This window comes from Micromonospora sp. WMMB482, assembly GCF_019038635.1.
Taxonomy (GTDB): Bacteria; Actinomycetota; Actinomycetes; order Mycobacteriales; family Micromonosporaceae; genus Micromonospora; species Micromonospora marina.
The window spans coordinates 5,549,510-5,573,952 of the sequence record NZ_JAHOPD010000020.1 but is presented as its reverse complement, the minus strand read 5'-3'; the positions used below and the strand labels follow the sequence as shown (position 1 = coordinate 5,573,952).

Here is a 24,443-nt window from a genome sequence, read left to right as displayed (position 1 = left end):
CCGCCATGACCGGGCTGGATCAGCGCTCCGACGCGGTCACCCTGCCGCGCGGCCCGCTCGTCGGGTTCGCCACCGGCTCGCTCGGCATGGGCGTCTGGGTCACCGTGCCCGGGCTGCTGCTGCTCTACTTCCTGACCGACGTGCTGGCGGTCGCGCCGTGGCTCGCCGGGCTCACCCTGCTGCTGCCGAAGATCGCCGACGTGCTGCTGCACCCGTGGATCGGGCACCGCTGCGACGTGGAGCAGGCACGCCGGGGCGACCGCCGCCGGCTGCTGCTGGCCGGGTGCGTGCTGCCGCTGGCGTTCGCCGCGCTGTTCGCGGTGCCCGGCGACCTCACCGGCGCCGCCGCCGCCGGCTGGGTGGCGGTGTTCTTCGTCGCCGGCAACCTGCTGTTCGCCGCGTACCAGGTGCCCTACCTGGCGACCCCGGCGGACCTGCGGATCGGCTACCACGAGCGGACCCGGCTGATGGCGTTCCGGATGGTGGTGCTGACGCTGGGCATCCTGGTCTCCGGGTTGCTCGCGCCGCTGCTGGCCGGTGGCGACGACGCCACCCGCGCCGGCTACCTGCGGATGGGCGTGGTGCTGGCGGCCGGGATGCTCGCCGCGATGCTGGTCGGTGTCGCCGGGATCGGCCGGTTGCGCCGAACCGCTGCCGACACCGCCCCGCCGCACGGCCCGGGCGGGTGGCGGGCGCTGGCGGCGAGCCTGCGGGACCGGCAGTTCCGCTGGCTGGTGGGCGCCTACCTGGCCATGTCCACCACCACCCATCTGGTGCTGGCCGGTGTGCCCTACTACGCCGAGTACGAGCTGGGCCGCCCCGGGCTCACCACGGTGCTGGTGGCCGCGTTCGTCGCGCCCGCGCTGCTGGTCACCCCCGGCTGGCTGGCGGTGGCGCGGCGGATCGGCAAGCAACGTGCCCTGCTCGCCGGGCAGGTTGCGTTCGCCGCCGGGTCGCTGGTGCTGGCGGTCGGCCGCCCCGCCGGGCTGCCGGTGCTGGTCGCCGCCGTGGCGGTGCTCGGGGTGGCGTTCGCCGGCATGCAACTGCTGCCGTTCTCGATGCTGCCCGACGTGATCCGCGCGGCCGGCGGCACCGAGCGGGCCGGCACGTACACCGGGGTGTGGACCGCCACCGAGGCCACCGGCGCGGCGCTTGGCCCCTACGCGTACGCGCTGTGCCTCGCCGCCGGTGGGTTCGTGGCCTCGACCGCCGGGCAGAGCGTGACCCAGTCCCCGGCCGCGCTGGACGCGCTGCGCTACGGCTTCGGGCTGCTGCCCGCCGCCGTGATGGTGGTCGCGGTGCTGCTGCAACGCCGCTACACCCTCGACGGCGCGGCCCGCGCGGACGCCGCCGGATAGACTTCGCCCCCGATGGACGCCGAGCCCGCCACCGACACCCGACCCTGCGCCCACTGCGGACGCGACGTGCCACAGCGTGCCGGAGCGGGCCGCCCGTTCCGCTACTGCCGGGACAACGACGGATCCTGCCAGCGGGCCGCCCGCAACTCGCGGATGCGTCACCGCAACTCCCCCGGCCTGCCCGGGCAGGTGGCGCGCACCTGGGAGGCGGTGGACCGGCTCGACCAGATCGTGGAGACGCTGACCGAGGCGCTGCACGCCGAGCTGTCACCGGCCGGTGTGGAACGGCAGCTCGCCGACCTGCGCGCGGAGACCGCCGCGCAGGTCGCGGCTGCGCACGCCGAACGCGACGAGGCCCGCCGCGAGGCTGAGGACGCCGGCGCGGCGGCGGCCCGCGACCGGCAGCAGGCCCGCGCCGCGTACACCGAGCGCGACGCCGCCGCCGACCGCGCCGAGCGGGCGCAGGCCGCCGCGACCGCCGCCGCCGAGCGGGCCACCGCCGCCGAGGAGGCCCGCGACGCGGCCCGCGCCGAGGCGGGCGCCGCGCAGGCGCTGCGGGTGCAGGCCGAACGCGACCGCGACTCCGCCCGGCACGAACTACGCACGGTACGCGCCGAACACGACACCGAACGCCGCCGCGCGGCCGAGCTCACCGCCGAACGGGACGCGGCCCGGGCCGACGCCGAGCGGGCCACCCGCTCCGCCACCGAGGCCCTGGACCGGGCCGAACAGTCCCGCGCCGAGGCGCGGTCCGCCCAGGCCCGGGCCGCCGAGGCGGAGCGCGCGGCCCGGACCGCGACCGAGCGGGCCGACGCGCAGGCGGCCGCCGCTCGGCAGGCGCAGGCCGAGCGGAACCACGCCGACGCGGCACGCGCCGAGGCCGAGGCGGCGCTGGAACGCGTACGCGCCGAGGCGAGCGCGGCGGTCGAGGCCGCCCGCGCCGAGGCCGCCGCTTCCGTCGAGCGGTTCCGCGCGGACGTGGCCGCCGCGGTGGAGCAGGCTGCCGCCCGTACCGCCGAGCGGGACGCGCTGGCAGCGGAACTGGCCGACGCACGGCGGGCCGCGAGCGCCGCCGAGGCCCGGGCGGCCGACCTGGCCGCGCGTTCGGCCATGGTCGAGGCCGACCGGGACGCCGCACAGCGCCGCGCCGCGCAGCTCGCCGACCAGGTGAGCGATCTGGCGACGGCGCTGGCGCGGCTCGGCGCGCGCACCGGCTGAGGCGGCCACGGGCTGGGAACGGGGCAGCGCCGCACCCGGTCCTGCGGGGAGGATCGGGGCATGGGAAAAACGTATGAGCGCATCGACGGCCGGCTGCGGGACTTCATCGAGGCGCAGCCGATGTTCTTCGTGGCCACCGCCCCGCTGTCCGGCGACGGCACTGTCAACCTGTCCCCGAAGGGGCTTCGCGGCTGCTTCGCGGTGCTCGACGAACGCACCGTGGCATATCTCGACTTCGCCGGCAGCAACGCCGAGACCATCGCCCACCTGCGGGAGAACGGCCGGGTCACGCTGATGTGGTGCGCCTTCGCGGGCCCGCCGAACATCGTGCGGGTACACGGACGCGGCGAGCCGGTGTTCCGCGACGACCCGCGCTGGCCCGGCCTGCTGACCCACTTCCCCGACATCGACCCGGGCCCGCACGGCCTGCGCGCGGTCATCGTGGTGCGCGCCGAGCTGATCCGCGACACCTGCGGATACGCGGTGCCGTTCATGACCTACGACGCCGACCGGGACCTGCACGAACGCCGCTTCGCCCGGGAGGACGACGCGTCGCTGAGCGCGTACTTCGCCGGCAAGGACCACGTGGCCACGAGCATCGACGGGTTGCCCGGCCTGCCGTTGCCGCTGCCGCCCACCCCGGCGGTGTGAGCGCGGTCAGTGGATGCCCGCCATCAGGTGCCGGATCTGGCGGGTGAACATCACCGCGGCCAGACCCAGCACCACCGAGGCCAGCCCGAAGGTCAGGAAGTACACCGGCTGGGACCAGGTGTCGGCCAGCCGGGCCACCTGCCCGCCGATGGCGTCGCCGACGGCGGTGGCGAGGAACCACAGGCCCAGCATCTGGCTGGCGTACTTGACCGGGGCGAGTTTCGTGGTGGCGGACAGGCCGACCGGGCTCAGTGACAGCTCACCGGCGACCTGGATCGCGTACACCGCGACGAGCCACAGCGGCGAGACCAGGTCGCCGCCGACGGCGGCCCGCGCGGCGGCGGCCATCAGCACGAACGACAGGCCGTTGAGCACCAGGCCGACGGCGAACTTCGTGGGCGTGGACACCCGGTGCCCGAGTTTGAGCCATAGCGCGGCGGCCAGCGGCGCACCGATGATGATGAGGATCGGGTTCACCGACTGCAACCAGGACGCCGGGAACGTGAACCCGCCGACCGAGCGGTCGGTCCGGTCGGCGGCGAAGATGTTCAGCACCGACCCGGCCTGGTCGTAGATGAGCCAGAACGAGGCGGCGAACAGGAACAGCCACACGTACGCCTTCATCCGGCTGCGTTCGGTGCCGCTGATCTCCCGGTCGGTGAGGATCCGGGCGAAGTAGCCGACAGTCACCAGCACCGTCACCACGGTCAGCAGGTTGACCACCGTGTCGACGGTGAACCAGCCGGCCAGCAGCAGCACGAGCAGCACCGCGAGCAGGATCGCTGTGGCCACGCCGACGCGGGTCAGCGCGCGCCGCCGGTCGGCGCCGAGCAGCGGGTCCGCCGGGCGGGCGCCGGCGTCGCCGAGGTTGCGGCGGCCCAGCACGTACTGGAGCACGCCGAAGGTCATGCCGACCGCGGCGGCGCCGAACCCCAGATGCCAGTTGATCTTCTCGCCGAGGAAGCCGGTGATCAGCGGCGCGATGAACGCGCCCAGGTTGATGCCCATGTAGAAGATGGAGAAACCGGCGTCGCGGCGCGGGGAGTCCCGCTCGTACAGGTCACCGACCATGGTGGAGATGTTCGGTTTGAGCAGCCCGGTGCCGAGCACGATCAGCGCCATGCCGGCGAACACGCTCCACCCGGTGGGGATCGCCATCACGTAGTGCCCGGCGGCGATCACCACGCCGCCCCACAGCACGCTGCGCCGCGCGCCGATCAGCCGGTCGGCGACCCAGCCGCCGGGTAGCGCCATCAGGTAGACCATGGCGTTGTAGGTGCCGTACACGGCGTTGGCGCTGGACTCGCCGAGGTCCAGCCCGCCGTCGGCCACGGCGGCGGTCAGGTACAGCACCAGGATCGCCCGCATGCCGTAGAAGCTGAACCGCTCCCACATCTCGGTGAGGAAGAGCGTGGACAGCGCACGGGGATGACCGAAGAAGGTCTTCCCGGCTGGTGGTCGGGCCCCGACCGGCGCGTCACTGCTCATCGTCACCTCCGGCACGCAAACAGGTGCGTAACATCCCCGTTGACAGGCGAAACACTCCACCGATTCGGCCCGGCCGGGGACGACCCCGCCGGGCAGCTGTGATGGCCGGTTACCCTTGACACTCCCGACCCGCGTACGGCCCTGCCGCCGTGGGCCGGGGAATGGGTGAGCGGTGACCGGTCGTTACACCTGAAGACCAGCACCACGAACGAGGGGAAGTCGATCATGGGCGAGCGCATGCTGCGCGGTAGCCGGCTGGGAGCGGTCAGCTACGAGTCCGACCGCAACACGGAGCTCGCGCCGCGCCAGACCCGCGAGTACCTCTGCGCCAAGGGCCACCAGTTCGAGGTGCCGTTCGCCGTCGACGCCGAGGTCCCGACGACCTGGGAGTGCAAGTTCGACGGCAGCGTCGCCCGCCTGGTCGACGGCACCGAGCCGGAGCAGAAGAAGGCCAAGCCGCCGCGTACCCACTGGGACATGCTGCTGGAGCGGCGCTCGATCGCCGAGCTGGAGGACATCCTCGCCGAGCGGCTCCAGGAGGTCCGGACCCGCCGCGGTCGTGCCTGACCGTCCGTGACGCGCCGAAACGCCCCCGGGATCACCCGGGGGCGTTTTCGTCGTCCGGGCCGGGCAGGGGCGGTCGCCACTTCGGGGAGGTGGCCGTATCCGGGCACTGGCGATGCCACCACTCCCCCGGTCATGGGGGTGGTCGGGTGTCGACTCGCGCGCTCGGCCGACAAATCGGCCCACCAGTTCGGGGAGGTGGGTGTGTCCGGGCGTCGATGATGCCATCACTTCGCCGAGCTGGCGTCGATCACGAGGTCGGGCGGGGTGACGGCAGGGCTCACCCTGGCGCGCCTGATCCGCGTGCCAGATCGAGTGTCGGCCCGCCACTTCGGGGAGCTAGCGGTAACGCGCGTGCCTTGATGCCGCCACTTCCCCGAAGTGGTGTCGATCATGAGGGCGGGCGGGGAGGCCGTGGGCGGCTGATCCGTCCGGTGAATGGGGCCCTTCGGGGAGGTGGTGTATCCGAGCCGCGGTGATGCCAGCACTTCGCCGAGCTGGTGTTGATCATGCGAGCAGGCCACCCGGCACGGACTCTCGGCGACAACCCATTGGCCGCGGGCTCGCCGTGCCAAATCGAGCGGCGGGCCGCCAGTTCGGGGAGGTAGTCGGGTCGGGCACGGTTTGATGCCGCCACCTCGGCGAAGTGAAGTTGATCAAGACGATGGCGTGGCGCAGCCCGGCGGGCGCGCGTCAGCGGTCGACGATCTCGCCCTCGATGGCCTTGCCCGGGTCGGTGACCGGCTGCGGGGAAGGCGCAGGACCAGGCGACGGGGCCGGCGCGGGCTCCGCGGCCGGCTGCGGCGCACCCCGGTACACGCGCACCCGGCGCGGCCCGAACAGGTCACCGGCGACCATCGACGACACCCGCCGCTCGGTGGCCCGGCGCACCCCGCCACCGGCCAGCCGGCGCAGCGGCGGCACCAGCAGCAGCAGGCCCACCACGCCGCTGACCAGGCCCGGCATCGCCAGCAGCAGCGCACCCAGCAGACCGACCAGCCCATCGGTCACCTCGGGCCCCGGCGGCCGGCCGGACTGCGCCGCCGCGCGGAACCCGCGCCACGCCCGCATACCCTCGCGTCGCAGCAGCACCAGACCCAGCAGCGACGCCCCGAACACCAGCAGCACCGCCGCGCCGAACCCGACGGCCCGGCCGACCAGCACGAAAACGGCCAGCTCCAGCAGCGCGAGCAGCAGCAGGGCCGGTGGTACGTACTTCAGTCCTCGGCGCATCTCACCTCATCAGCCCGGGGTCATCACGCCCCTCAAGCATGACACGCCCACGCTCAAGGCCAGCGCGCGAGCGCGTCCGGGCGCGCGGACGCGGTCGCCAGACGATCCCGCACCCCCCAGCGGGTGACCCGCCACAACGCCTCCGCCACGATCAGCGGGCTCATCTTGCTGTCGCCGTGTTCCCGCTCGGCGAACGTGATCGGCACCTCCACGATGCGTACCCCGGCGCGGTGCGCCAGCCGCGACAGCTCCACCTGGAACGCGTACCCCTGGGAACGCACCGAGTCCAGGTCGATCACGTCCAGCGCGCTCGACCGGTACACCCGGTAGCCGCCGGTGGCGTCGCTGACCGGCATGCCCAGCGCCAGCCGCGCGTACAGGTTGCCCACCCGGGACAGCAGCAGCCGCCGCCACGGCCAGTTCAGCACCCGCGCGCCGCGGGTCCACCGGGAGCCGATCACCACGTCGGCGTCGCGGGCGGCGTGCAGCAGCGCCGGCAGGTCCTCCGGGGCGTGCGAGCCGTCGGCGTCCATCTCCACCACCGCGTCGTAGCCGCGCGTGCGCGCCCAGGCGAACCCGGCCAGGTAGGCCGCGCCGAGCCCTTCCTTGCCCTCCCGGTGCAGCACGTGCACCCCCGGGTCGCCGGCCGCGATCGTGTCGGCGATCGCGCCGGTGCCGTCGGGGCTGTTGTCGTCGGCGACGAGGACGTCCACCGCCGGCACCGCCTCGCGTACCCGGGCGACGATGCGCCCGACGTTGTCGGCCTCGTTGTAGGTGGGGATGACCACCAGGACCCGCCCCACCCCGGGATGGCCGACCGTCCGCCTGCCGGCTGCCACGCCCACCGTCGCACCGCCTCTCGTCGGCTCAGCCGGGAGCGGCCTCCCGGCGGCGGCGCCGCAGCACGGCCGCGCCGGCCAGGGCCGCGACCGCCAGCGCCGTCAGCGCCACCTCCGGCCACACCCCGGCCGTGGTCGCCGGAGTACGCCCGTCGCCGAGTTCCATCTGCCGCACCACCACCGCGGCGGTGTTGAACCCGGTCGCACCGTCTACCCGCCCGTCCGGGGAAACGAACCCGGACACCCCGACCGTGGACGCCATCAACGCGGCCCGGCCGTGCTCCACCGCCCGAAGCCGCACCATGGCCAGCTGCTGACGGGCCTCGGCCACGTCGAACGTCGCGTTGTTGGTCTGCACCACCAGCAGCTGCGCGCCGCCGGTGACGGTGTCCCGGACGACGCCGTCGTACGCGACCTCGAAACAGATCACGTCGCCGAGCACCGCCGGGCCGGTGTTCAGCACACCGGGACGGTCACCGGGCACGAAATCGGACCGGACCCGGTCGACCTGGGAGCTGACCTTGCGGGCGATGGAGCGCAGCGGCACGTACTCGGCGAACGGCACCGGATGCCGTTTCGTGTACACCTGGTCCAGATCCGGGCCGGTCCCCGGCCGCCACAGCAGCCCCGCGTTGCGCACCTCACCCCGGCCGGGCCCGACCAGCACCGCGCCGACCAGGATCGGCGCGCCGATCGCGTCGGCCGCCTGGGAGATCCGCTCCCCCGCGCCCGGGTTGCGCAGCGGGTCGATGTCGCTGGAGTTCTCCGGCCACACCACCACGTCGGGACGTGCCTGCCCGCCCTCGGCGACCCGCCGCGCCAGGTCCAGCGTCGCGTCGACGTGGTTGTCCAGCACCGCCTGCCGCTGCGCGTTGAAGTCCAGCCCGAGGCGCGGCACGTTGCCCTGCACGATGGCCACGGTGACGGTGTCGCCCGGGCCGCGTACCCCGGCCGGCACGGCCGTGCCGGCGGCGAGCAGCGCCACCAGCGCGGCGGTGAGCCCGGCGACCGGCCGCCACTGCCCGGGCGTGTGCCGCCAGTCCCGCCACGCGGCGGTCACCAGGAGCCCGCCGGCGACCGCGGCGGCGAACGTGACCAGCGGGGCGCCGCCGAGCGCGGCCAGCTTCAGCAGCGGCGAGGTGTCCTGGCTGAACGCCAGCCGCCCCCACGGGAACCCGCCGAACGGGGTGCGGTCACGCAGCGCCTCCTGCCCCACCCACAGCACACCGGTCAGCAGCGGCCACGCCGCCCGGTGCCGGTCGGCCAGCGGCGACACCCAGGCGGTCGCGGCGCCCAGCAGCGCCAGGTAGGCGGCCTGGAGCAGCGACAGCAACGCCCACGGCAGGTAGCCGGTGTGCAGATTCGTCCACTCCAGCAGCGGCGCGAACAACGCCAGCCCGGTCAGGAAGCCCAGCCCGGCGCCGGCGCGCAGCCGCCGCCGGTGCACCGCGGCGGCCAGCAACGCCACCCCGACCGGCGCCAGCGGCCACCACCCGTACGGCGGGAAGGCCAGCAGCAGCGCCACCCCGGCCAGCACGGCGGCCGGCACGGCCAGCACCAGCGGCAGGGGACGCGCGGCGCCGTCACCGGGTGCCCCGTCGGTGGCACGCGGCTGTTCCCGGTCCAGCGTCGTCACCGGCTTCTCCCCACGATCACGGGCCGAAGGCTACCCGCCCGTACCGGCGGGCGGCCGAACCGGTGTGGGGCGTGCCACCGGCGCGGCGGGGACAGGCGACAATCGGGCGCATGCGGTTCGGTGTGCTCGGCGAGACCCAGGCGTACGCGGCCGACGGCAGCGTGCTGCCCGTCGCCGGCGGGCGGCTACGCGCGCTGCTGGTGCTGCTGCTGCTCGACGCCGGCCGCACCGTGGCGCCGCAGCGCCTCGTCGACGGCGTGTACGGCGACCGGCCACCCGAGCAGGCCGCGAACGCGCTCCAGTCGCAGGTGTCGCGGCTGCGGCGGCTGCTGCCGGGCGCGCCCGTCGAGTTCGGCCCGGCCGGCTACCGGCTGGCCGTCGACCCCCAGCGGGTGGACGTGCACCGGTTCACCGGGCTGGCCGCTGCCGGGCGGGCGGCGCTCGCCGCCGGTGATCCGGCCGGCGCGGCGGCGTTGCTGCGCGACGCGCTCGGCCTGTGGCGCGGTGAACCCCTCGCGGACGTGACGGACGCGCCGTTCGCCGACGCCGAGGCGGCACGGCTGCGCCAGGCGCGCCTGGCCGCGGTCGAGGACCGGGTCGAGGCGGAACTGGCACTGGCACCGGCCGGCGCACCGCTGATCGCCGAGCTACGCGACCTGGTGGCCGCGCATCCCCTGCGGGAACGGCTGCACGGGCTGCTGATGCGTGCCCTGCACAGTGCCGGCCGCCGCGCCGAGGCCCTCGCCGCCTACGCCGACGCCCGCCGGGTCCTGGCCGAGGAACTGGGCACCGACCCGACGGCGGAGCTGGTCGCGCTGCACACGGCGCTGCTGCGCGACGACGCCGCGCCGCCCGCCCGGCTACCCAGCCCGCTGACCAGTTTCGTCGGCCGGGAACCGGAACTGCGGCGCGTGCACGACCTGCTCGGCGCGGCGCGACTGGTCACCCTGCACGGCCCCGGCGGCGCCGGCAAGACCCGGCTGGCCACCACCGTCGCGTCCGGCCACGACGGGCCGGTGTGCCTGGTGGAGCTGGCCGCTGTCGCGCCCGGGGCGCCGGTCGCGCCGGCCGTGCTGGCCGCGCTGGACCTGCGCGACGCGGGCCTGCGCACCCCCGGCGGCCCGGCCGACCTGACCGACCGGCTGGTGGCCGCGCTGGCCGACCGGCGGCTGCTGCTGGTGCTGGACAACTGCGAGCACGTGATCGACGACGCGGCCCGGCTGACCGGCCGGCTGCTCGCCGCCGCCCCCGGGCTGCGGGTGCTCGCCACCAGCCGGGAGCCGCTGGGCCTCACCGGCGAGGCGCTGTGCCCGGTCGGCGGGCTGCCCGCCCCGGACGGGCCGGCCGCACCGGAGACGGCAGCCGCGTACCCGGCGGTGCGGCTGTTCACCGACCGCGCCGCCGACGTGTCGCCCGGGTTCACCCTCGACGCCGTCACCACCCCGGCGGTGCTGCGGATCTGCCGTACCCTCGACGGGCTGCCGCTGGCCCTGGAGCTGGCCGCGGCGCGGCTGCGGGCCCTACCGGTGACGCAGGTCGCGGCGCGTCTGGACGACCGGTTCCGGCTGCTGCGCCGCGGTGACCGCACCGCGGCGCCCCGGCACCGCACGCTGGAGGCGGTGGTGGGGTGGAGCTGGGATCTGCTCGACGAGCCGGAGCGGCGGCTGGCCGCCCGGATGAGCGTGTTCGCCGGCGCCGCCGACCTGGCCGCCGTGCAGGCGGTGTGCGCGCCGGACGCCGGTGACGTCCTGGACGTGCTCACCGGCCTGGTGGACAAGTCGCTGGTGGAGGCCACCGGCGGGCGCTACCGGATGCTGGAGACGATCCGCGAGTTCGCATCCGCCCGGCTGGCCGAGGGCGGCGAGACGGGGCGGGTGCGCGACGCGCACGCCGCGTACTTCCTGGACCTGGCGCTCACGGGCGACGCGGCGCTGCGCGGCGGCGGCCAGGACCGGTGGCTGCGCCGCCTGGACGCCGCCCGCGACGACCTGCACGCGGCGCTGCGGCACACGGACACCGGCATCGGGTTGCGGCTGGTCGCGGCGCTGGCGTTCTACTGGTGGCTGCGGGGCCTGCGCGGGGAGGGCGCGGCCCTGGCCCGGCGGCTGGTCGACCGGCTCGACGGCGCGCCCGACGGCCTGGCCGAGGAGTACGCGCTGGCTCTGTTGGTCGCCACGCTCGCCGGTGGCGGCGACCGCAGCGAGGTCGACGCCGCGGCCCGGATCCTGTGGACCCTGGCCCGGCCGCCCCGGCATCCGTTCCTGCTGTACCTGTCCGGCATGGCCAGCGGCCCCCCGTCTCCGGAGGACGCGGCGGCGCTGCACGAACAGGCCGTCCGGGACCGGCTGCTCGGCGCCGACCCGTGGAGCCGGGCACTGGGCCTGCTCGGCACCGCGATGGTCAGTCTGCTGCACAACCGTCACGCCCAGGCCCGCACCGATTTGGACGCCGCGCTGGCCGGTTTCCGGGCCCTCGACGACCGCTGGGGCATGATCGTGACGCTGTCCACCCGCGCCGAGGCCGCCTACCGCGCCGGTGACGTCGCGTCCGCGGCCGCGCCGATGGCGGAGGCGCTGGACCTGGCCGAGCAGCTCGGCTCCACACTGGACCTGGCGGAGCTGTTGCGTACCCGCGCCGACGGGCGGCTCGCCGCCGGTGACCTGGCCGGCGCGGCCGAGGACTTCCGGCGGGTGCGGCGCATCGCCGGTCCGGCCGGCGCGCCGGAGCTGGTCGCCGCCGCGTACCTGGGGCTCGGCGAGATCGCCCGCCGTGACGGCGACCCGCAGCGGGCGCGGGAGCTGTGCGAGCGGGCGATTGCGGAATGCCCGTCGGGCTGGTTCGGCGCCGAGGTGGTGCGGCTGGCGGCGCTGGTGACGCTCGGGCAGCTCGCCGACGCCGCCGGCGACACCGCGCGGGCCCACGCCTGCTACCGGCAGGTCCTCACCGCCGGCATCGGGGCGTGGGACGCGCCGGTGGTGGCCGCGGCGGCCGACGGGCTGGCCGGGCCGCTGCTGCGTGACGGCGATCACGAGTCGGCGGCCCGTCTGCTCGGCGCGGCGGCGGCGCTGCTGGCCGGCACCGGCGCGGCCGACGCCCCGGCCGGCACACCCACCGCGGCCACGCTGCGGGAACACCTGGGCGAGGCGGCGTTCGCCACCGCGTACGCCCGGGGCGCGGACCTGCCCCGGCAGCGGGCGCTGGCGCTGGTCGACGGCCGCTGACCGGCGCGGCGCCCCGCGGTGCGCGCGCGGTACGCGCCCGGTCAGCGCCACCGGTGACGCTGACGGCCATGAGCGACGACACGACGGCCGTGCTGGCCGACGGGATACGGAAGACGTACGGACGCACCACCGCCCTGGACGGCTTCGACCTGGCCGTGCCGGCCGGCACCGTGTACGGGGTGCTCGGCCCCAACGGGGCGGGCAAGACCACCGCGGTGCGGATCCTCACCACGCTGCTGCGTTTCGACGCCGGCCGGGCCAGGGTGGCCGGGTACGACGTCGCCGCCGACCCGGACCGGGTGCGTGCCGCGATCAGCCTGACCGGCCAGTACGCGGCGGTCGACGAGGTGCTCAGCGGGCGGCAGAACCTGGTGCTGTTCGGCCGGCTGCGACGGCTGTCCGCGCGCCGGGCCCGCCGCCGCGCCGAGGAACTGCTGGACCGGTTCGGCCTGACCGAGGCCGCGGACCGGTCGGCCGGCGGCTACTCCGGCGGGATGCGCCGCCGCCTGGACCTGGCGGCAAGCCTGGTGGTGCCGCCGCGGGTGCTGTTCCTCGACGAGCCGACCACCGGCCTGGACCCGCGCAGCCGCAACGGCCTGTGGACGGCGGTGCGGGAACTGGTCGCCGACGGCACCACGGTGCTGCTGACCACCCAGTACCTGCAGGAGGCCGACCACCTCGCCGACCGGGTGTGCGTCATCGACACCGGCCGGGTCGTGGCCGAGGGCACCCCGGACCGGTTGAAGGCCCGCATCGGCGCCGACCGGCTGGAACTGGTGGTCCGCGACGCGGCGGACCTGCCCGCCGCGGCGGCGGTGGTGGAACGCGCCACCGCCGCGACCGCGACCGTGGACCCCGAACTGCGCCGGGTGGACGCGCCGGTGGCCGACCGGATCGTCGTGCTCACCGCCGTGCTGCGGGCCCTCGACGACGCCGGAGTCGCGGTGGAGGACGTCCTGGTGCGCCGCCCGACGCTGGACGAGGCGTTCCTGCGGCTCACCGGCGGCGGTCACGCCGGCGCGCAGCGGGTGGGGGTGTCGTCGTGAGGGCGCTGACCGACGGGTGGCTGATGGCCGGGCGGAACATGCGGCACGTGGTCCGCGCCCCGGAGGAGATCATCCTCTACTTCAGCCTGCCGATCATGTTCGTGCTGGTGTTCGGCTACGTGTTCGGCAGCGGCATGACGGTGCCGGGCGACGGCAGCTACCGGGAGTTCCTGCTGCCGGGTGTGTTCGTCATGACGATGCTCTACGGCCTCGGCGCGACCGCGTCGGCGGTCGCGGTGGACGCCGGCCGGGGCGTGGTGGACCGGTTCCGGTCCCTGCCGATGGCCCGGCCGGCGTTGCTGTCCGGCCGCGCCGCCGCCGACCTGGTACGGGCCTGCCTGGAGATGACCACGCTGGTGGTGTGCGGGCTGCTGGTGGGCTGGCAGTGGCGCGAGGGCGTCGGCCCGGCGCTGGCGGCGGTGGCGCTGATCCTGCTGCTGCGCGTCGCGATGACCTGGGTGGGCATCCTGTTCGGGCTGCTCGTGCCGAACCCGGACACGGTCGCGGTGGTGGTGTTCCCGCTGGCGTTCCCGCTGACCGCCCTGTCCAACGTGTTCGTCGCGCCGGAGCTGATGCCGGACTGGCTGGGCGCGATCGCCGCGTGGAACCCGCTGTCGGCGACGGTGGCGGCGGCCCGGGACCTGTTCGGCAACCCGGGCCTGGGCGGGGACTCGTGGCCGGCCCGGCACGCGCTGGAACTGGCGGTCGCCTGGCCGCTGGCGCTGATCGCGGTCGCCGCCCCGGCGGCGGTGCGCCGTTACCGGCGGCTCGGCCGCTGACGGGGGAGATCGGGGGGATGAAATCGGGGCGCGGCCGAAGCCGCGCCCCGATGCTCCCAGGCCCTTCCCGGCCGGTGGGGCGAAGACGATCGGCGCCGACCTTCGGACCGACCCGACGTGGACTGGCTGCCCCCGCCTGGCCGTTGTCTACTGGCCGTGCCTCTCACCCTGCCCGTACACCGGTAACCGCGGCCGGTTCGCGCCGCCCCGCCGACCCCCGCCCGCTGGACCTGGCCGCCGCAACCTTCCGGTCGCTCGGCCAGCGGACGAAGGGACGAAGCGAACAACAGCCGCTTCCCGTGGTAGGACTCAAAGACGGTACGGCGTAGACCCCCGCCGCTGTCAACCCACCCGGGCCTGTCGTGTGTTGCGACACGGCGTGTCGCGTCGGCGCGTCTCGATTTCCGCGCCCGGTCCACGACCCGACTCAGGCGCCGAGGTGGTGCCGCAGCATCGCCGTCGCCGCACCCGGATGCTCCTGCGCGAGCAGCCCCGCGGCGGCCAGCACGTAGTCCACGTCGACGACCGGCCGGGCCGCCCGCGGCAACGCCCACCCGCCGGCGAAATCGGTGAGCACCGCATCGAGCACCGCCGCCGCGTCACCCGGGTCGGCGTGCCGCAGCACCCCACCGGAGCCGACGAGCAACTTCACCTCCCGCAGGTCCCGACCGGCCCGCTCCCCCGTCGCCGCGCCCCGCGCGTGCCGCCGCAACGCCACAGTCGCGGCGAGGGCCGCGATGCGCCGGTCCACGGCCCGCTCGCCGTCACCGGCGGGCAGGAACCCCGGATCGGCGGCCCGCACCGCCGCCGCGGCCGCCAGCTCCGCCTCCTCGGCCGGGTCGAGCAGCCGCTCCTCGGCCGCGGCGCGCACCACACCCGGCGCGCTCCACCGCATGCCCAAGTCACCCTCGACGGTGCGGGCCCGCCACAGCGTCCCGGCGACCTCCTGACTGGGGCCGCTGTCGCGCTCGTCGGGGGTGAGCACCGAGTACACGTCGGTGGTCGCCCCACCCACGTCCACCACCGCCAGGTCACCACCGAGCGTGCCGGCGAGAACCTCCACGCCGGTCAGCACCGCGTCCGGGGTGGCGGCACGGACCAGCCATGCGAACCGGGCACCCCGGGACAGCTTCTTGCCGCCGATGACGTGCCGCAGGAACACCTCCCGGATCGCCGCCCGCGCCGACGCCGGCTCCAGCACCCCGATGCGGGGCAGCACGTTGTCCGCCACCGTCACCGGCACCCCCGCGCCCGCCAGCAGCGCGTGCAGGTCGTCGCGCACGCCGGCGTTGCCCGCGAGGACCACCGGCACCCGGAACCGGGCCTTCGCCAGCCGCGTCGCGTTGTGCGTCACCGTCTCGGCGTCACCGCCGTCGGTGCCGCCCACCAGCAGCACCACGTCCGGGCGGGCCGCCCGCAACGCCGCCACGTCCGCCCCACCGAGCCGCCCCGCCGCCACGTGCACCACGTTCGCGCCCGCCGACAGACCGACCCGCCGGCCCGCCTGAGCCGTCACCAGCGGCTCGTACCCGATCACCGCCAGGCGCAGCCCACCCCCGGCCGACGAACACACGTACCAGGGCACCTCAGCGACCCCGGCCGACGCGACGGCCGCGCCGACCGCGGCGTCCAGGCCGTGCAGCACATCGGTGCCCACCGTGGTGGGCGCCGACGCCGCCGCGACCAGCCGGCCGCCGTCGAGGTCCACCACCGCGGCCTTCGTGTACGTCGACCCGACGTCGGCGCAGACGACGGCGCTCGCGCTCACGCCCGGCTGTCCACTCACGCCGACGGGGGCACGACCACCGTGCCGGTCGCGGTGACCGCCACGATCGGCTCGTCGAGCACCTCGGCGGCCGACTCGCCCCGGTCCGGGCGGCCCCGGCACACCACGGTCGCGGCGAAGTCGATCGTGCGGCTGCGGGTGCCCACCCGGGTCACCGTCGCCGTCACCTCCAGCACGTCACCCGCCTTCATCGGCGCCCGGAACTGCACATCGGCGTACGAGGCGAACAACCCCTCGTCGCCGTCGGTGCGGATGCACACCTCGGTGGCCACGTCACCGAACAACCCCAGCGCGTACGCCCCGTCGACCAGGTTCCCCGCATAGTGGGCGTGGGAGTAAGGCACATACCGGCGGTGGGTGACTGTCAGACCGACACGCGGATCGCTCATCAGGTGTTCGCCTTCCTGGAGGTGATCAGGGCATGCACGAGGTAACTGGCGACCTCACCCGGAGTGGTGCCACGGCCGAAGATCCGGTCCACGCCCAGCTCGCCGGTCATCGTCTCGTCGAACCGCGGCCCGCCGACGATCAGCAGCGGCCGGCGTCCGGCCGGCATCGCCTCCCGGAACGCCGCCGACATCTCCCGCGTGTTGTGCAGGTGCGCGTCGCGCTGCGTCACCACCTGCGACACCAGCACCGCGTCGGCGCGTTCCCGCCGGGCCGCCTCGACCAGCTCCGGTACGCTCACCTGCGCGCCCAGGTTCGTCACCTTCAGCTCCCGGTAGTACTCCAAGCCCTTCTCCCCGGCGATGCCCTTGACGTTGAGGATCGCGTCGATGCCCACCGTGTGCGCGTCGGTGCCGATGCACGCGCCCACCACCGACAGCTTGCGGCGCAACTGCCGCTTCACCACCGCGTTGACCTCCTTGGCCGACAGCAGCGGATAGTCACGCTCCACCACCTGCACCTTCGACAGGTCCACCAGGTGGTTCACCCGCCCGTACACCACGAAGAACGTGAACCCGTCACCGATCGGCTTGGCGTGCACCAGCATCGCCGGGTCCATGCCCATCCGGTTGGCGAGCTGCACCGCCGCGCCCTCGGCCCGCTTGTCGTGCGGCACCGGCAACGTGAACGACACCTGCACCATGCCGTCACCGGTGGTGTCCCCGTACGGCCGCACGACCGTCTTCTCACTCATGAGGGCTGCTCCAGGATCTCCGTGGCCGGGTTGTAGTAGTCCGCCTCGTGCCGCGCCACCCCGGACAGACCCTTGCCCCGGTCCGCCGGCCGCTTCATGATCCCGAACGTGCCCTCGGCGATCGCCGTCAGCAACGACTGGTCCCCGATGCGCTCCAGCAGATCCACCGCCTCACCGAGCACCCGGTGCGCCCGCTGCTGGATGAACCCGCCCGGCGCCGGCACGAAGTCCTCGTGCAACCCGCCCGCCGCGCCCAGCACGTACCGCACGTTCTGCAGGGCGATGTCCCGGTCCGACAGCCACGGCGTCACCACCGCCTCGGTCATCATCCCCACCAGCAGAATCCCCTGCCCGGTCATCGTGCCCACCAGGTTGAAGAACCCGTCCAGCAGATTCCCCCGGAACACGTCCCCGGTCATGTGCTTCGTCGGCGGCATCCACTTCAACGGCGCGTCCGGGAACAACTCCCGCGCCAGCAACGCGTGCGCCAGCTCCAACCGGAACGACTCCGGCACATCCGGGTTGATCTCGAACGCGTGCCCCAGCCCCAACTGCCAGTCCGCCAGCCCCGCCTCGTGCGCGAAGAACTCGTTGAGCAGCTGCGACACCGTCACCGTGTGCGCCTCGTCCACCGCATCCGCGGTGGTCAGGTAGTTGTCCTCACCGGTGTTGATGATGATGCCCGCCCGCGCGTGTACCTGCCGCGAGAACCGCTGGTCCACGAACGTACGGATCGGGTTGATGTCGCGGAACAGAATCCCGTACATCGAGTCGTTGAGCATCATGTCCAGACGCTCCAACCCGGCCAGCGTCGCCATCTCCGGCATGCACAGACCCGACGCGTAGTTCGTCAACCGCACGTACCGGCCCAGCTCCCGCGACGTCTCGTCCAGCGCCGCCCGCATCAACCGGAAGTTCTCCTGCGTCGCGTACGTGCCCGCGAACCCCTCCCGCGTCGCCCCCTCCGGCACGTAGTCCAGCAACGACTGCCCCGTCGACCGGATCACCGCGATCACGTCAGCGCCGGCCCGCGCCGCCGCCTGCGCCTGCGGAATGTCCTCGTAGATGTCACCGGTCGCCACGATCAGGTAGATCCACGGCCGCCGCTCCGGATCCCCGAACCGCTTGACGAGGCGGTCCCGCTCCGCGCGCCGCCGGTCGATCGCCCGCACGCCCGCCGCCACCGCCCTACGCGACGCCCGCCGAGCCGCCGTCGCCGCCTTCCCCGACGGCTGCGCGAACCGCACCGACCCCGCCGCCGCCTTCTGCGCCAGCAACGTCACATCCGCGATGCCCTCACGCGCAAGCGCGTCGAACACCGGCGCCGCCACCCCGTGCCCCAGCCCCACGTCCGCGACCACCGCGTCCACCAGCCGGTTCACCCACGGAATACCGTCCGGGTCCGCGCCGGTCACCCCGGCCAGCCGCAGCACCGCCCGCTCCACCGACACCGTGGTGTGGCTGCGCGCCAGATCCACCACCGGCTGCCCGGCCCGGCGCGCCAACTCCCGCGCCCGCGCCACCAGCGCCGGATCCAGCCCAAGCTTCCCTGTCACGAAGACCCTTCCTGATAGATCACGTCACCGCGCAACACAGTGGCCCGGCACACCGGCAACGGCGTCGGATCGTCCGCGCCCCGCAACTCCGGATCCTCCGCCAGCACCACCGGCAGCCCCCGCTCCACGCCCGCCGGGGTGTCCCACACCGCGAACGTCGCCGGCGCCCCCAACGCCAGCACACCCTCGTTGTCCAGGTGCACCGCCCGCCACCCGCCGCGCGTGTGCGCCGCGAACGCCGCCCGCACACTCATCCGCTGCGCCGGGTTGTGATGCGCCGCCGCCGCCCGCACCGAACCCCACGGATCAACCGGCGTCACCGGCGAGTCCGACCCGAACGCCAACGCCACACCGACCCCGTGCATCGCACCCATCGGATTCGACTCCAGCGACCGGGCCAACCCCAGCCGCGACTCGTACATCCGACCCGCACCGCCCCACAACCTGTCGAACGCCGGCTGCATCGACGCCACGATCCCGTACTCCACGAACCCGGCGATCAACGCCTTACTCATGATCTCCGCGTGCTCCACCCGGTGCCGGGCCGCCCGCAACCGGTCCACACCCACCGACCGCGCCGCCAGCCCGAACCCCGCAAGCACCGTCCCGATCGCCGCGTCCCCGATCGCGTGGAACCCGCCCTGCAACCCGTGCGCCGCGCAATCAAGCAGATGATCACGCACCTGCTCCGCCGACACGTACCCGTGCCCGCACGCCCCCGCCTCACCGTCCAGGTACGCCGCCGACACGTGCGCCGTCCGCGACCCCAGCGCCCCGTCGGCGAACAGGTCACCACCCGCGCCCACCGCACCCAGATCCCGGGCCTTCGCCGCACCCAGCAGCTCACCCCAGTACCCGTACACCTCCGGCACCCCGGCCCCCGAGATCGCCAGCAGCCCGGTGAAGTCCTCCTCGTCGGAGATGTCCGGACCACCGCACTCGTGCACCGCCGCGACACCCAGCGACGCCGCGTGTTCCAGGGCCCGCCGCTGCGCCGCCACCCGCTGCGCCCGCGACACCGACCCGAACGCCGCCGCCCGCACCACGTGATGCGCGTCCCGCCGCAGCCACCCCGACGCGTCGTACCCGGCCGCCGCCACCACCTCCGGGCAAGCCGCCAGCAACGCCCCCGACACCAGCGCCGAATGGATCGACGCCTGCGACAGATACACCCGCCGCCCACCGGCCGCCCGGTCCAGCTCCGCCGCATCCGGCAGCGCCGCGTCCGCCCACGCCGACTCGTCCCAGCCGTGCCCCAGCACCACCGCGTCACCCGGCAGGCCCGCCGCGAACGCCGACACCGCGTCCAGCAGCTCACCCGACGACCGCACCGCCGACAGATCCAGCCCCGACAACGCCAACCCGGTATCAGTCGCGTGCACATGCGCGTCCACGAACGCCGGCGTCACCAGCGCACCGCCCAGCTCCACCACCCGGTCCGCCGACGGCGCATCCGCGTCCGTACCCAACCAGGCGATCCGCCCGTCCCGCACCAGCAGCGCCGTCGCGCTCGGGTCGGCCGGACAGTGCAGCACTCCACCGCGATACAGCGTCGAGGGGTTCGTCATGGTCTCAGTCTGCCGCCAGACGCGCCTCGAACAGACCGCGCACCCCCGGCTCGGCACGCAACAGATCCAACGCCAGCGCCGCGTGCCCCGGCACGTACCCGTTGCCCACCAGCATCGTCACATCCGCCGCCAGGCCCTCCGCGCCCAGCGCCGCCGCCGCGAAGCTCGTCGCCATCGAGAAGAAGATCACCGTACCGCCGTCCGCCGTGGCCAGCACCGCGCCGTGCTCACACCCCGGCACGTCCACGCACACCACAGTCACGTCCGCCGGCACACCCAGCGCCGTCGTCACCGCCGTCGACAGCCCCACCGGATCCCGCGCATCAGCCAGCGCCACCACGTCGGTCAGCCCGGCCGCCGTCAGCGCGTCCCGCTCCGCGGCCACCGGAACCACCCCGACGGTACGGGCGGCGCCCGCCCGCCGCGCCGCCGCCAGCGACAACGACCCGCTCTTGCCCGCCCCGCCGATCACCGCCACCGACACCGGACGCGGATCACCCTCACGCGAGCGCCGCGCCACCTGCTCGGCCACCACCCGCGCCGTCAACGCCGGCGCCCCGCACACGTCCAGCACCGCGAGCGACAACTCGGGGTGCAGGTCCGGCGGCAGCACCGCCGCGATCGACCGGGCGAACAGGATCGCGTACCCGTCACACGGCACCTGCTCGCTGCGCCCGTCCCAGCGGGCCAGCCCGTCGAGGATCGTCAGCGGCGTCAGCGTCAGCGACACGAGCGTCGCCACCCGGTCGCCCGGCTTCAGCCCCAGCGGCGAGCGGCGGCCCGCCTCCTCGACCGTGCCGATCAGCATGCCGCCCGAACCGGTCACCGGGTTCTGCATCTTCCCCCGGGCCGACACGATCTCCAGCACCTCGGCGCGGACCTTGTCCCCGTCCCCGCCGTGCTTCTCCGCGAGTTGCCGGAAACTCGCCGCGTCCAGGTTCAGCCGCTCGACCCGGATCCGCACCTCGTTCGCCGCGATCCGCGGGTCCGGATCCAGCCGCCAGGCCGCCTGCGGGAGCACCCCCGCCGGTTCCACGACTCGGTGCAGACCCACCGGTGACGTCACGCCGACCCCCTATGTCCAGCCGCCCGAACCCCCGGCCAGGGGTCGCGTCGCGGGAAAACTTCCGGCAGACTAATTTCTTCACCGCAGATTTTCCAGTAGCCTACGCATCCGTTGATCAACCCGCACGCTGACGAGGAGGGGCCGTGACCCAGACCCAACCGGTGGAGACCATCCCGACGCCCCGCCACACGCAGACCACCGTCCCGGCCGCCGGACAGCCCTACGAATACCGCCGCGCGCCCCTCGTCGAACCCGACTGGACCCGCTTCCCCGGCTGGCGCCACATCACCCGCGACCAGTGGGAGAGCGCCCAGTGGCAACGGGTCAACTGCGTCAAGAACATCAAGCAGCTGCGCGCCGTCCTCGGCGACACCGTCGACGAGACCTTCTACGCCGACCTGGAGGCCGACCAGAAGGCCCTGGCCACCATGTCCATGCTGGTGCCGCCGCAGATGCTCAACACCATGGTGCCGTTTGAGTCGATGAGCACCGAGGCGCTGCTCGCCGACCCGATCCGCCGCTACATGATCCCGGTCGCCTCCGACCGGCGCACCGACTGGCCGTCACACCCGTACGCCAGCCGCGACAGCCTCCACGAACACGACATGTGGGTCGCCGAGGGCCTCACCCACCGCTACCCCACCAAGGTCCTCGCCGAGCTGCTCTCCACCTGCCCGCAGTACTGCGGCCACTGCACCCGCATGGACCTCGTCGGCAACTCCACCCCCGCCGTCGACAAGCTCAAACTCACCCTCAAGCCCGTCGACCGCTACGACGCCCACATCACCTACCTCAAGGCCCACCCCGGCGTACGCGACGTGGTCGTCTCCGGCGGCGACGTCGCCAACGTGCCGTGGCGCAACCTCGAGTCGTACCTGATGCGCCTGCTGGAGATCGAGACGATCCGCGACATCCGGCTCGCCACCAAGGCGCTCATGGGCCTGCCCCAGCACTGGCTCCAGCCCGACGTGGTCGAGGGCCTCGAACGGGTCGCCCGCACCGCCGCCCGCCGCGGCGTCAATCTCGCCATCCACACCCACGTCAACCACGCCCAGTCACTGACCCCGCTGGTCGCCAAGGCCGCCCAGACCGCACTCGACGTCGGCGTCCGCGACGTCCGCAACCAGGGCGTGCTCATGCGCGGCGTCAACGCCACCAACGCCGACCTGCTCGACCTCTGCTTCGCGCTCCAGGGCGAGGCGGGCATCCTGCCGTACTACTTCTACATGTGCGACATGATCCCCAACGCCGAGCACTGGCGCGTCCCGGTCTGGCACGCCCAGCAGCTCCAGCACGACATCATGGGCTACCTGCCCGGCTACGCCACCCCGCGGATCGTCTGCGACGTGCCGTTCGTCGGCAAGCGCTGGGTGCACATGCTCACCGACTACGACCGTGAGCGCGGCATCTCGTACTGGACCAAGAACTACCGCACCTCGATCGAGTCGGCGGACCTGGAGGCGCTGAACAAGCGCTACGCCTACTACGACCCGATCGACACGCTGCCCGAGGCCGGCCAGGCCTGGTGGCTCGCGCACCGCGACGACTGACCGGCCGCTCCGGGCACACGACGGCGGGCCACCTCTGCGATGAGGTGGCCCGCCGTTGCGCGTACTCACTTGTCGAAGGCGTCCTTGACGTCGCGGCCCGCCTGCTTGGCGTGCTCCCCGGCCTGCTTGGCGCGCGCCGTGCTCTGCTCGGAGGCGCCCTCGGCCCGCAACCGCTCGTTGTCGGTCACGTTGCCGATGCGTTCCTTGGCCATGCCGCTCATCTCCTGGGCCTTGCTCTTCGCCTTGTCGGTGAAGCTCATGTCGCCCTCCCTCGTCCGGCTACGCCTTGCCCTTGCCGCGTAGCCGGTGCCGGTCGCTGTAAACGTTGTTGCCCGGCGTACATCGCGTAAGACGTCCTAGGACAATAGGTTGAAGGTGGATGCCGGGCAGGTGCCGAGCCGCCATGGTTGACTGGGCCGGTGAGCGAGATCCTGCTGATCCGGCACGGCGAGACCACGTGGAGCGCGAGTCACCGGCACACCTCGTACACCGACCTGGACCTGACGCCCGACGGCGAGCGGCAGGCACGCGCCCTGGCTCCCCTGCTGGCCGGCCGGCGCTTCACCCGGGTGTTGTCCAGTCCCCGGCGGCGCGCCACCCGCACCGCCGCCCTGGCCGGGCTCACCGTCGACGCGATCGAGCCCGACCTGGCCGAATGGCACTACGGCGAGTACGAGGGCCGCACCACCGCCGACATCCAGGCCGAACGGCCCGGCTGGACGATCTGGACCGACGGCGGCCCCGGCGGGGAGTCGCCTGAGCAGGTGGGCGCCCGCCTGGACCGTGTCCTCGACCGGGTCGCGCCGCTGCTGGAGCAGGGCGACGTCGCGCTCGTCGGGCACGGGCACAGCCTGCGCGTGCTCGGAGCGCGCTGGATCGGGCTGCCGCCCTCGGCCGGCGCGCTCCTGCGGCTGGACACCGCCACGCTCAGCGTGCTCGGTCACGAGCACGGCCGGCGGGTGATCAGGCGGTGGAACCTGCCGGCTCCGCCGACGGACGGGGACGCCCCCGACCGGACAGCTCGCCACTGATCTTCGGCGGCCGGTTCTCATACGGCGTGGACAGCACCACAGTGGTGCGCGTGGTGACGTTCGCGGAGGTGCGGATCTCCTGCAGCACCCGCTCCAGATCGGCCGGACCGGCCACCCGCACCAGCAGGAGATAGAAGTCCTCCCCCGCCACCGAGTAACACGAGTCGATCTCGGGCAGGTGCGCCAGCCGCTCCGGCGCGTCGTCCGGCTGCGACGGGTCGAACGGCCGGATCGCCACGAACGCGGTCAGCGGCAGGTCCAGCGCCTCGAACGACACCCGCGCGGCGTACCCCTTGATCACCCCGCGCTGCTCCAGCCGGCGGACCCGCTGGTGCACGGCCGACACCGACAGGCCCACCCGCTCGGCCAGATCCGTGTACGACAGCCGACCGTCACCGGTCAGCGCGGCGACGATGGCACGGTCGATCTCCTCCACGCGCTGCACAGTAGCCGGAAAAGCGCTCCCACGCCGCACCCGGCCCGCCGTGGTGACGCTCAGCGCGCCGTCCGGTCGCGCACCGCGTCCGCGGCGTAGTTCAGCACCTCCGCCATGTCCTCCTCGTCCAGGAACGGCAGGTCGGTGAGGATGTCCGTGACCGACATGCCCTCGGCCATCATGGCCAGCAGGGTGGCCACGGGGATGCGCGACTGCCGCACGCAGGGCGCACCCCCCATGACGTCGGGGTCCGCGGTGATCCGGGGAAAGGTCACC

General features: G+C 74.2%; 22 protein-coding genes. 9 read left to right on the top strand and 13 right to left on the bottom strand.

Features of this window, described 5'->3' with window-relative positions:
• Positions 1-5: 5 nt before the first annotated feature.
• From KSK32_RS27200 to KSK32_RS27190, 3 genes are read left to right on the top strand one after another with little or no spacing between them, the layout of a single operon-like run.
• Positions 6-1,358, top strand: coding sequence for an MFS transporter (locus tag KSK32_RS27200; protein WP_216933804.1), 1,353 nt, complete (start codon positions 6-8; stop codon positions 1,356-1,358).
• 12 nt (positions 1,359-1,370) lie between these two features.
• Entirely contained in the window at positions 1,371-2,576 is a 1,206-nt protein-coding gene (locus KSK32_RS27195; RefSeq protein WP_216933802.1) for a hypothetical protein, read from the top strand.
• A 60-nt stretch (positions 2,577-2,636) separates the two neighbouring features.
• Positions 2,637-3,227 carry a pyridoxamine 5'-phosphate oxidase family protein gene (locus KSK32_RS27190; RefSeq protein WP_216933800.1) on the top strand — a complete coding sequence of 197 codons (591 nt, stop codon included), beginning with the start codon at positions 2,637-2,639 and terminating at the stop codon, positions 3,225-3,227.
• Positions 3,228-3,233: 6 nt separating this feature from the next.
• Here KSK32_RS27190 and KSK32_RS27185 read toward each other — a convergent pair whose 3' ends face one another.
• Positions 3,234-4,715, bottom strand: a complete 1,482-nt coding sequence (locus KSK32_RS27185) for a peptide MFS transporter (protein WP_216933798.1) — start codon at positions 4,713-4,715, stop codon at positions 3,234-3,236.
• A gap of 225 nt (positions 4,716-4,940) precedes the next feature.
• On the opposite strand from KSK32_RS27185, the gene KSK32_RS27180 reads away from it, so the two are divergent.
• Complete coding sequence (locus KSK32_RS27180) at positions 4,941-5,282, top strand: RNA polymerase-binding protein RbpA (protein ID WP_007070998.1); 342 nt, start codon at positions 4,941-4,943, stop codon at positions 5,280-5,282.
• Between the two features lie 690 nt (positions 5,283-5,972).
• Here the strand turns inward: KSK32_RS27180 and KSK32_RS27175 are convergent.
• Genes KSK32_RS27175 through lnt form a run of 3 tightly spaced genes read right to left on the bottom strand, consistent with a single transcriptional unit; the run spans position 5,973 to position 8,987 of the window.
• Positions 5,973-6,512, bottom strand: a complete 540-nt coding sequence (locus KSK32_RS27175; protein WP_216933796.1) for an FxsA family protein — start codon at positions 6,510-6,512, stop codon at positions 5,973-5,975.
• 53 nt (positions 6,513-6,565) lie between these two features.
• Entirely contained in the window at positions 6,566-7,357 is a 792-nt protein-coding gene (locus KSK32_RS27170) for a polyprenol monophosphomannose synthase (RefSeq protein ID WP_216933795.1), read from the bottom strand.
• A gap of 22 nt (positions 7,358-7,379) precedes the next feature.
• Positions 7,380-8,987, bottom strand: coding sequence for an apolipoprotein N-acyltransferase (gene lnt, locus KSK32_RS27165; RefSeq protein WP_216933793.1), 1,608 nt, complete (start codon positions 8,985-8,987; stop codon positions 7,380-7,382).
• Between the two features lie 110 nt (positions 8,988-9,097).
• Between lnt and KSK32_RS27160 the strand changes: the two genes are divergently transcribed.
• The 3 genes from KSK32_RS27160 (at position 9,098) to KSK32_RS27150 (ending at position 14,033) form a co-directional block, all read left to right on the top strand.
• Positions 9,098-12,208 carry a BTAD domain-containing putative transcriptional regulator gene (locus tag KSK32_RS27160; protein WP_216933791.1) on the top strand — a complete coding sequence of 1,037 codons (3,111 nt, stop codon included), beginning with the start codon at positions 9,098-9,100 and terminating at the stop codon, positions 12,206-12,208.
• A gap of 68 nt (positions 12,209-12,276) precedes the next feature.
• A complete protein-coding gene (locus tag KSK32_RS27155) occupies positions 12,277-13,254 on the top strand; it encodes an ATP-binding cassette domain-containing protein (protein ID WP_216933789.1) in 978 nt (325 codons plus the stop codon).
• Positions 13,251-14,033 carry an ABC transporter permease gene (locus tag KSK32_RS27150; protein WP_216933787.1) on the top strand — a complete coding sequence of 261 codons (783 nt, stop codon included), beginning with the start codon at positions 13,251-13,253 and terminating at the stop codon, positions 14,031-14,033. Before KSK32_RS27155 ends, KSK32_RS27150 begins: the two co-directional genes overlap by 4 nt.
• A gap of 427 nt (positions 14,034-14,460) precedes the next feature.
• Here the strand turns inward: KSK32_RS27150 and KSK32_RS27145 are convergent, their stop codons facing one another.
• Genes KSK32_RS27145 through KSK32_RS27120 form a run of 6 tightly spaced genes read right to left on the bottom strand, consistent with a single transcriptional unit; the run spans position 14,461 to position 21,150 of the window.
• Complete coding sequence (locus KSK32_RS27145; protein WP_216933785.1) at positions 14,461-15,801, bottom strand: glutamate mutase L; 1,341 nt, start codon at positions 15,799-15,801, stop codon at positions 14,461-14,463.
• A gap of 14 nt (positions 15,802-15,815) precedes the next feature.
• On the bottom strand, positions 15,816-16,208 hold the full coding sequence (locus KSK32_RS27140) for a hotdog domain-containing protein (protein ID WP_216933783.1): 393 nt from the start codon (positions 16,206-16,208) through the stop codon (positions 15,816-15,818).
• A complete protein-coding gene (locus KSK32_RS27135; protein WP_216933781.1) occupies positions 16,208-16,960 on the bottom strand; it encodes an OAM dimerization domain-containing protein in 753 nt (250 codons plus the stop codon). Before KSK32_RS27135 ends, KSK32_RS27140 begins: the two co-directional genes overlap by 1 nt.
• Complete coding sequence (locus tag KSK32_RS27130) at positions 16,957-18,516, bottom strand: lysine 5,6-aminomutase subunit alpha (RefSeq protein WP_216933779.1); 1,560 nt, start codon at positions 18,514-18,516, stop codon at positions 16,957-16,959. Before KSK32_RS27130 ends, KSK32_RS27135 begins: the two co-directional genes overlap by 4 nt.
• Positions 18,513-20,084, bottom strand: coding sequence for an amidohydrolase (locus tag KSK32_RS27125; protein ID WP_216933777.1), 1,572 nt, complete (start codon positions 20,082-20,084; stop codon positions 18,513-18,515). Before KSK32_RS27125 ends, KSK32_RS27130 begins: the two co-directional genes overlap by 4 nt.
• A 4-nt stretch (positions 20,085-20,088) precedes the next feature.
• The gene (locus tag KSK32_RS27120) at positions 20,089-21,150 is read right to left on the bottom strand and encodes a zinc-binding alcohol dehydrogenase (RefSeq protein ID WP_289256408.1); all 1,062 of its coding nucleotides are present in this window, start codon (positions 21,148-21,150) and stop codon (positions 20,089-20,091) included.
• Positions 21,151-21,293: 143 nt separating this feature from the next.
• On the opposite strand from KSK32_RS27120, the gene KSK32_RS27115 reads away from it, so the two are divergent.
• On the top strand, positions 21,294-22,700 hold the full coding sequence (locus tag KSK32_RS27115) for a lysine 2,3-aminomutase (protein WP_216933775.1): 1,407 nt from the start codon (positions 21,294-21,296) through the stop codon (positions 22,698-22,700).
• Between the two features lie 65 nt (positions 22,701-22,765).
• Here the strand turns inward: KSK32_RS27115 and KSK32_RS27110 are convergent, their stop codons facing one another.
• The gene (locus KSK32_RS27110; protein WP_216927936.1) at positions 22,766-22,960 is read right to left on the bottom strand and encodes a CsbD family protein; all 195 of its coding nucleotides are present in this window, start codon (positions 22,958-22,960) and stop codon (positions 22,766-22,768) included.
• A 159-nt stretch (positions 22,961-23,119) separates the two neighbouring features.
• Here KSK32_RS27110 and KSK32_RS27105 point away from each other — a divergent pair, with 159 nt between their 5' ends.
• Positions 23,120-23,731, top strand: coding sequence for a histidine phosphatase family protein (locus tag KSK32_RS27105; RefSeq protein ID WP_216927937.1), 612 nt, complete (start codon positions 23,120-23,122; stop codon positions 23,729-23,731).
• On the opposite strand, the gene KSK32_RS27100 is transcribed toward KSK32_RS27105, so the two are convergent.
• Together KSK32_RS27100 and KSK32_RS27095 are read right to left on the bottom strand one after the other, a co-directional pair.
• Positions 23,664-24,167 (bottom strand): Lrp/AsnC family transcriptional regulator, encoded by a 504-nt coding sequence (locus KSK32_RS27100; protein ID WP_216927938.1) that lies wholly within the window; start codon positions 24,165-24,167, stop codon positions 23,664-23,666. The two genes, KSK32_RS27105 and KSK32_RS27100, sit on opposite strands and share 68 nt — an antisense overlap.
• Before the next feature lie 59 nt (positions 24,168-24,226).
• Positions 24,227-24,442: a DUF433 domain-containing protein gene (locus KSK32_RS27095; protein WP_030502405.1), complete on the bottom strand. Its 216-nt coding sequence runs from the start codon at positions 24,440-24,442 to the stop codon at positions 24,227-24,229.
• Position 24,443: the final 1 nt, after the last annotated feature.